This window comes from Microbacterium hydrocarbonoxydans (assembly GCF_000956475.1).
GTDB classification, from domain to species: domain Bacteria; phylum Actinomycetota; class Actinomycetes; order Actinomycetales; family Microbacteriaceae; genus Microbacterium; species Microbacterium hydrocarbonoxydans_A.
On the sequence record NZ_JYJB01000005.1, the window covers coordinates 290,325 to 300,514 of the forward strand.

9 protein-coding genes are annotated in these 10,190 nt (G+C 69.0%); 6 read left to right on the forward strand and 3 right to left on the reverse strand.

The window, feature by feature from the left end; all coding sequences use genetic code 11:
- Window positions 1–12 precede the first annotated feature (12 nt).
- The 3 genes from RS84_RS03690 to RS84_RS03700 form a co-directional block, all read right to left on the reverse strand.
- Window positions 13–1,101 carry a glycerate kinase gene (locus RS84_RS03690; protein ID WP_045256387.1) on the reverse strand — a complete coding sequence of 363 codons (1,089 nt, stop codon included), beginning with the start codon at window positions 1,099–1,101 and terminating at the stop codon, window positions 13–15.
- Complete coding sequence (locus RS84_RS03695; RefSeq protein WP_045256388.1) at window positions 1,098–2,150, reverse strand: LacI family DNA-binding transcriptional regulator; 1,053 nt, start codon at window positions 2,148–2,150, stop codon at window positions 1,098–1,100. The genes RS84_RS03690 and RS84_RS03695 overlap by 4 nt, the downstream gene beginning before the upstream one ends.
- An 88-nt stretch (window positions 2,151–2,238) precedes the next feature.
- Window positions 2,239–3,237: a hydroxyacid dehydrogenase gene (locus RS84_RS03700; RefSeq protein WP_045256389.1), complete on the reverse strand. Its 999-nt coding sequence runs from the start codon at window positions 3,235–3,237 to the stop codon at window positions 2,239–2,241.
- A gap of 118 nt (window positions 3,238–3,355) precedes the next feature.
- Here RS84_RS03700 and RS84_RS03705 point away from each other — a divergent pair, with 118 nt between their 5' ends.
- The 6 genes from RS84_RS03705 to RS84_RS03730 all read left to right on the forward strand — a co-directional run bounded on the left by RS84_RS03705 (window position 3,356) and on the right by RS84_RS03730 (window position 10,162).
- Window positions 3,356–4,693 carry an ABC transporter substrate-binding protein gene (locus RS84_RS03705; RefSeq protein ID WP_045256390.1) on the forward strand — a complete coding sequence of 446 codons (1,338 nt, stop codon included), beginning with the start codon at window positions 3,356–3,358 and terminating at the stop codon, window positions 4,691–4,693.
- Window positions 4,690–5,661, forward strand: coding sequence for a carbohydrate ABC transporter permease (locus tag RS84_RS03710; protein ID WP_045256391.1), 972 nt, complete (start codon window positions 4,690–4,692; stop codon window positions 5,659–5,661). The genes RS84_RS03705 and RS84_RS03710 overlap by 4 nt, the downstream gene beginning before the upstream one ends.
- Window positions 5,658–6,524: a carbohydrate ABC transporter permease gene (locus tag RS84_RS03715; RefSeq protein ID WP_045256392.1), complete on the forward strand. Its 867-nt coding sequence runs from the start codon at window positions 5,658–5,660 to the stop codon at window positions 6,522–6,524. Before RS84_RS03710 ends, RS84_RS03715 begins: the two co-directional genes overlap by 4 nt.
- A gap of 3 nt (window positions 6,525–6,527) precedes the next feature.
- On the forward strand, window positions 6,528–7,268 hold the full coding sequence (locus RS84_RS03720; RefSeq protein ID WP_052676195.1) for a tyrosine-protein phosphatase: 741 nt from the start codon (window positions 6,528–6,530) through the stop codon (window positions 7,266–7,268).
- Window positions 7,265–8,548: an alpha-L-fucosidase gene (locus RS84_RS03725; RefSeq protein ID WP_045256393.1), complete on the forward strand. Its 1,284-nt coding sequence runs from the start codon at window positions 7,265–7,267 to the stop codon at window positions 8,546–8,548. The genes RS84_RS03720 and RS84_RS03725 overlap by 4 nt, the downstream gene beginning before the upstream one ends.
- A 132-nt stretch (window positions 8,549–8,680) precedes the next feature.
- Window positions 8,681–10,162, forward strand: coding sequence for a polysaccharide lyase 6 family protein (locus RS84_RS03730; protein WP_045256394.1), 1,482 nt, complete (start codon window positions 8,681–8,683; stop codon window positions 10,160–10,162).
- Window positions 10,163–10,190: the final 28 nt, after the last annotated feature.

Here is a 10,190-nt window from a genome sequence, read left to right on the forward strand (position 1 = left end):
CCCGCGCGAGGCTCAGGGCCAGCGGGTCGCGGCGAGAGCCGCGCCGGCGGCACGCAGCCAGCGTGCGGGGTCGGCGAGCGCGGAAGCCGAAGAACCGGCGAGTTCCGTGAGCGATGCGGATGCCGTGAACAGAGAGGTGTCGGCATCCGCCGTGATGCGGCCCGCAGCCAGCATGGCCGCGGCATCCGCCGAGGCCGCGAGCGCGGCGATGAACGAGGGCACCTTGCCGTCGCCGGACTGCCCGTCGTAGGAGCCCTCCCCGGTGATCACGACGTCGGCCTCGGCGATCGCCTCGGCGAGTCCGATCAGCTCCGCCACCTCGGCGGCGCCGGGCGCGAGCGTCGCTCCCCACGCCACGAGCGCTCCGCCTGCTCCCCCCGCCGCGCCCGTGCCCGGCAGCTCCGCATCGAGCTCGAGCAGCGCGGCGACACGTGCAAGCTCGGCGTCGACCGCAGGGATATCCACGGGCGTGAGCCCCTTCTGCGGTCCGAAGACGGCGGCCGCGCCGCGAGGCCCCGCGAGCGGGTTGGTCACGTCGGTGAGCACGCGAACCTCAGGAGCGGCTCTGAGGTTCGACAGATCGGCCGAGACGATGTCCGAGAGTCCCCGCGCTCCGCGCGCGACCGGCTCTCCCTCGGCATCGAGGAACCGTGCGCCGAGCGCCGACAGCATCCCCGTGCCGCCGTCTGTCGAGGCGCTCGAGCCGATTCCGACGACGATCCTCGCGACTGCGTGGTCGAGCGCGGCCACGAGCGCCTGGCCGAGACCCGTGGTGTCCGCATCCCACGGTCGCAGCTCGTCGAGGAGCTCGATCCCGCTCGTCGACGCCAGATCGATCACCGCGGTGCCGTCGGGCAGCAGCAGCCAGGAGGTCTCGACGGGCACGCCTGCCGGACCGTCGACCGTGATCGGCATCGGCCGCGCACCAGGCACGGCCGCAGCGAAGGCCGCGACGGTTCCCTCTCCGCCGTCCGCCATCGGCCGGTGCACGAACTCCGCAGCCGGGTCGGTCGAGGCCCATCCCTCGGCGAGAGCGGCAGCGGCATCCGCTGCGGTGATCGTGCCCTTGAAGCTGTCGGGCGCGAGGACCACCCGCGTCATGACAGGCCCGGAGTGCTCGCGCGCACGATGACCTCGAGAGGCAGCGGCGGCTGCACCCAGTCGGCGTCGACGGTCGCGCGGAACGCCTGGTAGCCGACCTCGGCCAGAGGGATGCGCACGGTCGTGAGAGCCGGCGTGACATCGATGCTGGAGGGGACGTCGTCGAAGCCGCACACCGCGATGTCGGTCCCGATCTCGCGCCCGGCGGCACGCAGCGCCGACATCGCGCCGATCGCGACGACGTCGCTGATGCAGAAGACCAGCGTGCCCGGCTCGATGTCCTCCGCGAGCGCCTGGGTCATGAGCTCTGCACCGGACTCCCGACGGAAGTCGCCGCGGAGCACCCGCCCGAGTGCGCCGCCGCCGCCCTCGAAACCGGCGCGGAAGCCAGCGAGACGGTCGTCCGAGGTGCGGACGCCGGACGCTGCGCCGATCGCGATCGCCGAGCGGTAGCCGAGCCCGGCCATGCGTCTGCCGAGCTCCTCCGCGCCCGAGCGGTTGTCGATCTCGACGTGCGTGTTCTCTGCGCCTCCGGCGCCGAACGTCACGATGCGCCCGCCGAGCGCGGCGAAATCGGCGAGCTCTCGGGCGGTGTCGGATTCGGTGTCATCGGTGCGGGATGCCGAGAGGATGAGCCCCTGCGGACGCTGCCCCCGCAGCGCCCGGATGATGCGCGCTTCACGATCGGGGTCGCGCTCGGTGATCGCGATCGTCACGACCAGCCCGTGCTCGTCCGCGCCGCGGGCCACACCAGAGGCGAGCAGCCCGAAGTACGGGTCGGCGATGTCGGCGACGAGCAGTGCGATCACGGGCGAGGTGCCCCGGGCCGTGGCCTGCGCAGAGACGTTCGCCGTGTACCCGAGCGCCTTCGCCGCAGCTTCCACCCGTTCGCGGAACGACTCGGCGACCTTGCGCTCGGACCCGTTCAGAACGCGGGACGCGGTGGCGAGCGACACACCGGCCTCGCGGGCGACGTCGTGCAGAGTGGCGGCGGCGCCACGTGCCGTGCGGGCCTGCCGTTGCCGGGAAAGGCTTTCCGGAGAGCTCATGCTCTGAGCATAGTGTCCGCAGCCCTTCCCACGACCGCTCCTGCGCGCAATCGGCACGGACGGCATGACCCTGGCAAGCGGTTGCCGGTCAGGCCATCCGAGCAAGCGCTTCCTGAGTGATCTCGTGCCGCAGCGGACGACCGTCGATCAGGCGCTCCAGCTCCTCGCAGACGAGCTGTCCCATCGCGGCGCGATCAGCGCCCATCGAGCCCGCGACATGCGGAGTGAGCTCGACGTTGTCGAGAGTCCAGAGGGGCGAATCGGATGCCGGCGGCTCCGTCACCGTGACATCGAGCAGAGCGGTCAGATCGGCTCGCCGGATGAGCACCTCGATCAGCGCCGGCTCGTCGATCAGTCCCCCGCGAGCGGTGTTGATGAGGGTCGCGCCCTGCGGCATCCGCTCGAGAAGCGCCTCGCCGATCATCCCGGTCGTCGACGGCAGCAGCGGTGCGTGCAGGCTCACGACCTGCGAGCGCTCGAACAGCTCGTCGAGCGAGACCAGCTCGACCTCCAGAGCCTCGGCGGCTTCGGCGGTCGCGAACGGGTCGGCAGCGAGCATCCGCACGCCCGTTCCGCGCAGCCTCTGCGCGACCCGCCGGCCGATCTCCCCCAGCGCCACCAGGCCCACGGTGCTCTCTCGCGCCCCCGAGGCCACACGCGACGCGGCCAGAGAACGCTCGGCGCGGTAGACACGACGAGACCCTGGAACACCGCGCGCCGCGAGGTGGATCTGGGCCGCCGTCATCGCCGCGACCGGCTCGGCGTTCGCCGCCGCCGCCGAGACGACGACGACCCCGCGCTCCCATGCCGCGTCGGTCACGACATGCTTGACCGAACCCGCCGCATGCAGCACGGCCCGCAGCCGTGGCGCGCGCTCGAGCAGCGCCGCATCGATCACGGGCGCGCCCCACCCGGTGAGCAGCACATCGACATCGCGCAGCGCCTCGGGCTGGTCGGCCAGCTCCTGCGCGGTGAGGAACGGCCTGACCAGGTCCGCGATACGGTCGATACCGGCCAGGACCTCGGCCGGATAGACGTCGGATCGACGTCGCTCCTCCATGACCAGACGCAGCTTAAAACGTTCCATGCGATCTCCTTCGAAGGCGAAACATCCGATCAATGATTGACAGCGCTCGCATCCCTAGGTTAGATTCGCCAACGACGTCTTGCAAAGTGGCAAGCGTTTGCCAAACCTGGGAGAACCCATGCACACAAAGATGAAAGCAGCCGCCGTCCTCGGCGTCGCCACCCTCGCGCTCGCCGGCTGCACCAGTGCGGCACCCGCTGCCGGCGGCGGATCCGGCGTGAAGCAGGACGATGAGGCCGTGCTCGAGGTGTGGACCCGAACCACACCCGGCAGCGCCAGCGAGGCGGCGACCATCCGGCAGGTCGAGGCCTTCACCGAGGCCACCGGCTACAAGGCCGAGGTCACCGCGATCTTCGACGACTTCGAGACCAAGCTCGCTCAGCGCGCGGGTCAGAAGGATCTTCCCGACATCGTCCTGAACGACGTCAGCCAGCTCGGCACGATGCAGACGCAGGGAATCCTGCGCGAGATCGACCTCAAGGACATCAAGAACTCGAAGGACCTGTCGCCTCAGGCCATCGACGCCGGCAAGGCGGTCGACGGCAAGACCTACGGCATCCCCTACTCCGCCCAGGCCAACGCTCTCTACATCCGCAGCGACTGGCTGCAGAACTTGGGGCTCGAGGCTCCGACGAACTGGGACGAGATGCTCGAGGTCGCGACGGCCTTCACCAAGAACGACCCCGACGGCGACGGCCAGGCCGACACATACGGCCTCGCGGTTCCCGGCTCCACCAAGCGCGGGTACGCCTCCTGGTACTTCTCGAACTTCCTGTGGTCGGCGGGTGGCGACTTCATCACCGGCTCGGGCGACGAATGGCTTCCCTCGATGACATCCGACGAGGCGGTCGAGGCCACCACGTGGTTCCGCGACCTGCAGTGCAAGGCCGGAGTCATCCAGCCGGGAGCCGTCAGCATGGACACCCCGCCCACGAATGAGACCTTCGAATCGGGCGTCACCGGAATGTACGTCACAGGGCCGTACATGATGCCGCGCTTCGACAAGGTGCTCGGCGCCGACAAGTACGAGGTCGTCCCGATGCCCGAGGGGCCGAAGGACCATTCGGTGCTCGCAGAGGGCGGCACGGTGTACCTGATGGCCGGCTCCGAGAACGAGAAGGGGCAGACGGCGTTCGCCGACTGGTACATCAGCCCCGAGGCGCAGAAGTTCGGCATGGAGGGCACCGAGGCGTTCGCCATCCAGCTCCCCGTCAACGAGAAGGTCGACATCGCCGACGTCCGCGACGACGCCCGCTGGAAGACGTTCGCCGACGCCTACAAGGACAGCGGCCACTACGCCCCGACCATCCCGAGCTGGACCCCGGTGCGCCAGATGAGCGCCGACACCATCAACGCCCTCCTCGCCGACTGCTCGCTCGACGTCGAAGACGAACTCACCAAGCTCGACGGCAAGCTGACGGCCGAGCTCCTGACGCAGGGAATCCTCAAGCAGTGACCATCCACGCAGCCGACGCCGCCACGGCGGCAGACGCTCCCAAGGCAGCGGCGGGGGCCATCGCGTTCCCGCCGCCCGCCCGGCGGCGTCGCCGCCACCGCACGCAGGGCCAGTGGTGGATCCCGTGGGCGTTCCTCACGCCCGCCCTCCTGCTCTTCCTCGTGTTCCGCTACATCCCGATGGTCCAGGCCATCCAGATGTCGGTGGAGAACGTGCGCCCGTACCTCGGCAACGAGTTCGTCGGCGCGCAGAACTACCAGGTGATCCTCTCCGACCCCGCGTTCCGCGATGCCACGATCAACACCGTGATCCTCGCCGTCGGCCAGACGGTCGGATGCCTGCTGTTGGGGTTCCTGCTCGCACTGCTGCTCGAAGGCCAGACCCGCAAGCTCTCGTTCATCCGCTCGGCCGCGTTCCTCCCGGTCGTCGTCCCCATGGCCGTCGTCGCGGAGCTGTGGCGCATCATGTACTACCCGTCGGCCGACGGGTTCCTCAACAACATCATCGGACTCGTCGGCCTCGGCCCCAGCGAGTACATCAACAGCCCGGACTCGGCCATGTGGTCGGTCATGCTGATGGGCATCTGGCGCGGCGGGCCCTACGACATGATGATCATCCTCGCCGGCCTCGCCGGCATCGACCGGGGCCTGTACGAGGCTGCGACGGTCGACGGAGCCAACCGCTGGCAGCGCATCGTCCACGTGACGCTTCCCGGTCTGCGCCCCGTGTTCACGATCCTGTTCATCCTTGCCGCGATCCGCGGGTTCCGGGTGTTCACCGAGGTGTTCCTGATGACCAACGGCGGCCCGAACGGCGCGACCGAGGTCGTCATGACCCTCCTCTACAAGCTCGGCCTGGAGCAGGGCAAGCTCGGAGTCGGCTCCGCCGGCGCCGTGCTGCTGTTCCTCGCGACCCTCGTGCTCACCCTCGCGGTGCAGCTGATGACCCGCAGGAAGAAGGACGCATGAGCGTCGGAACAGACACGGCCCTGGGCCTGACCGAGAGCCGCACCGTCGTCGGGATCGCCGTCAAGGTCGTGATCTACGCCGTGGTCGTCGCCCTCTTCGCCGGACCCCTGATCGCCCTGCTGTCCGGCGCCTTCAGCGAGGTGTCGGACCCGACCGACCTCAGCGTGATCCCGAACCGCCCGACGCTCGAGAACTTCGCGATCGCCTTCGACTTCGGCGTTCTCGGCTACCTCGCCAACTCGTTCTTCGTGGTCGGCTTCGGCCTGCTGCTGCAGGTGATCGTGTCGGTGCTCGCGGGATACGCCCTGGCCCGCAAGAAGTTCCGCTTCTCCGCCCTGGTCATGGTCGCGATCCTCGCCACGATGATGCTGCCCGAGGAGATCCTCGCCCTTCCGCTGTCGATCCTGCTCGCCGACCTGCCCGTGGTCCACCTGAACCTGATGGGCACCCTCGCGGGCATGATCGTCCCCCTCGGAGCATGGGCGTTCTCGATCCTCGTGATGACCGAGTTCATGAAGGACGTGCCGCTCGAACTCGAAGAGGCCGCCCGCATCGACGGCGCCAGCGAGCTTCGCGTGTTCGCGCAGATCATCGTCCCGCTGTGCAAGCCGGCGCTCGGTGTGATCGGAGTGTTCGGTTTCACGATGATCTGGGATCAGTATCTGCTGCCCCTGCTCGTCTCGCAGTCGAGCGCCACCTACACGCTCCCCCTCGCGTTGCGGACGCTCCGCATCGAGCCGGAGGTCACGCCAGGCGTCGTGATGGCGGCGTCGCTGCTGGCTCTCGCACCCTCGGTGATCGTGTTCCTGCTGTTCCAGCGCTCCTTCGCCCGCGGACTCACGTCCGGCGCGCTCAAGGGCTGAGCCGTGACGGTGATCGCAGTCGACGGGCTCACAGGGTTCCGCGACGTCGGCGGCATGTCCGCGGCGGGGGGCGTGATCCGCGAGGGGCGGCTGTTCCGGTCGGGCCACCTCGCCGGCCTCGACGAGGAAGGAGCGGATGCTCTGCGCACCCGCATCCGCCGGATCCTCGATCTGCGCGCCGACGACGAGGCGGCGGAGGACGTCACGGCGCTCGAGGGCGTCGCGATCACGCGGCTGCCCCTGTACCTCGGATCGACCAGGTCCTTCTTTCTCGAGGACTACAGCCTCGGCGAGATCTACGCGCACCTGCTGAGCGGATCCTCCGCGCAGCTGGTCGCCGCCGCCCGGATGATCGCAGCGGGCGAGCCCACCCTCGTGCACTGCACCGCGGGGAAGGATCGCACCGGGGTCGTCATCGCGCTCGTGCTCTCGGCGGTCGGCGCCGACCGCGATGCCGTCGTCTCCGACTACGCCCTCACCTCGCAGCTCATCCCGGCGGAGCACCGTCGCGCGACGTCTGAGCGCCTCGCGGCGAAGTACCCGAAGTCGCAGCACGCCTGGATGCTCGCGACCGAGTCCCCTGCCGAGGTGATGAGCGCGACGCTCGCCGCGCTCGATGCCGAATGGGGATCGGCCGCCGAGTATCTGCTCGCCCATGGCTTCACGATCGAGGAGCTCGCGGCTCTCCGCGCAGCGCTCGTCGCCCCGGCATCCCCTGCGCCCTCCGAAGGAGACCCCTCATGACGGCATCCGCATCCCTCACCTGGTTCACCGACGCACGCCTGGGTATGTTCGTGCACTGGGGCCTGTATTCACTGGCCGCCCGGCACGAGTGGGTCAAGAACCATGAGCGCATGACGGATGCCGAGTACGAGCCGTACTTCGCGCACTTCGACCCGGATCGCTACGACCCGCGAGCGTGGGCGCGCACGGCGAAGGCCGCGGGCGCGGGCTACGTCGTGCTGACCGCGAAGCACCACGACGGCTTCTGCCTGTGGAACTCCGCACTCACTGACTACACCTCGATGAACACCCCGTTCGGCCGCGATGCCGTCGCCGAGTTCGTCGAGGCGTGCCGTGCCGAAGGGCTTCGGGTCGGTCTCTACTACTCGCTGATCGACTGGCACCACCGGTCGTTCCCTGTCGACGGCACGCATCCGCAGCGCGATGACGAGGACTTCAAGACCGCCGCCGCCGATCGAGACATCCGCGATTACCAGCGCTATCTGCACGGCCAGGTCCGCGAGCTGCTGACGGGGTACGGGCAGATCGACTACCTGTTCTTCGACTTCTCCTACACCCACCGCGCCGACTACTGGGGCGGCAAGGGAGCGGAGGACTGGGATGCCGAGAACCTGCTCTGCATGGTCAGGGCCCTGCAGCCGCAGATCATCGTGAACGATCGGCTCGGGATTCCCGGCGACATCGTGACTCCCGAGCAGTACCAGCCCCTCGAGCCGATGACGCGCGACGGCGAGCCGGTCGCGTGGGAGGCCTGTCAGACGCTCAACGGCAGCTGGGGCTACGACCGCGACAACCTCGACTCCAAGAGCTCGGAGTCGCTGATCAAGCTGCTGATCGACGGAGTGTCGAAAGACGGCAACCTGCTGCTGAACGTGGGGCCTGACGGCCGGGGTCGGATCGACCCCGTCGCGCAGCGGACGTTCGACGAGATCGCGACGTGGATGGACGACCACGCGCGTTCGATCCACGGTGCAGGCCCGGCGCCCTGGAAGGCACCGAGCGACACCCGCTACACGCTGCGCGGCGACCGGCTCTACGTGCACCTCTTCTCCTGGCCGTTCAAGCACCTGCATCTGCCGGGACTCGCCGGCAAGGTGGCCTACGCCCAGCTGATGACGGATGCCTCCGAGCTGATCCCCCTGCACATCGACCCCGACCGCGTGGCCCAGAACACGCTGATGGGCGGGCTGCCCGAGGGCACTCTCACTCTGCAGCTGCCGATCCAGCGTCCCCACTCCCCCGTGCCCGTGATCGAGCTCTTCCTGAACCCCGGTTCCTGACCGACGCACCGGTTCCTGAGCGAGGCCACCGCAGGCGACCGAGCCGAAAGGTCCACCACAAACCCCGGTTCCTGAGCGAGGACGCCGAAGGCGACCGAGACGAAGGGCCATCCCTCAACGAGGAGGAATCCCATGAAACGCAGAACCTTCATCCTGTCCGCGGTCGCCGGCGCCGCTGCGGCCATCACCCTGCCGCAGCAGGCAGGAGCCACCGTGCTCGGCCGCCCCGCGGCATCCGCTCGCGTCGTGCCGATGCTGCCGGGACGCGGCCCCTACTCGCACGTGTCCAGCATCGACGAACTGCGCGCGGCGATCGCCTCGACGACCGACGGCGGCACCATCATCGTCGCCGACGGGACCTACGCCGTTCCCGACGGGGCGCCGATCGATCTCACGGGAGCCGGCGGACGCTGGAACAAGCCGCTCACGATCATGGCCGCCTCGATCGGCGGAGTGACGCTCACGGGCTCGCAGAGCTTCCTGTTCCAGGACGCGCACGACATCGTCATCAGCGGATTCGTCTTCACGCAGTCGACGACGATCGAGATCGCGCCGACCTGCAACGCGATCACCCTCAGCCGCAACGAGTTCACTCTCGCGGACATCGAGGGGATGCACTGCATGATGGTGCGGGCCGACAACACGGTGATCGAGTACAACCACTTCCATCACAAGTCGACGCTGGGCATCTTCCTCGGCGTCGAGGGAGCGAACTCGACCGAGATGGCCGAGAACGTGCACATCCACCACAACTACTTCTCGGATCACAGCTTCGCCGGAGACAACGGCGGAGAGCCGATTCGGCTCGGCGTGAGCCCCCGTGCTCTCAGCAGCGCACGGGCGACCGTCGAGTACAACCTGTTCGAGCGCACGAACGGCGACCCCGAGGCGATCTCGGTGAAGTCGAGTGACAACGTCGTGCGCTTCAACACGATCCGCGACAGCGGAGGCGGCATCGTCCTCCGTCACGGCAACCGCACCCGGGTGGAATCGAACCACATCATCCGCGGCGAGCGCGGCATCCGCATCTACGGCAATGACCACGTGATCGTGAACAACTACATCGGCGAGACCGCCGACACGGCGATCGTGCTCGGCGCTGGCACGGTGCGCGACCACTACGAGGGCGAGCCCGCCAACTCGCGCAACAAGAACGACGCGGTCGACCGTGTGCGCGTCGCGCTCAACACGATCGTCGGCAACACGGGCGGCATCTCGGGCGAGACGCACCGGCCGATCCCGCCCGCCGACTGCGTGATCGTCGACAACATCCTGGTCGGCGACTCCGGCACGCTCGCCACCGTGCCCACGGGGACGGGCTTCACCTGGGCAGGCAACATCCTGTGGGGCGCCGCCGCCGACGGCGACCTGCCCGCCGGCGGGTTCATCCGCGTCGATCCGCGTCTCGTGCGCGACGCGGCCGACGTGCTCCGCATCGGCGCAGGCAGCCCCGCCGTGGATGCGGCGACGCAGGATCATTCCGCCTGGGTCCGTGACGACATCGAGGGGCGCAAGCGCACCGGCGCGGCAGACGTGGGCGCACACGAGCTGACGCCCGCTCACGCGATGCGCGAGCCGCTGACCACGGCCGACGTCGGCCCCTTCGCTCCCTGAACCCGGGGTTCCTCCCGGCGCCCCACCT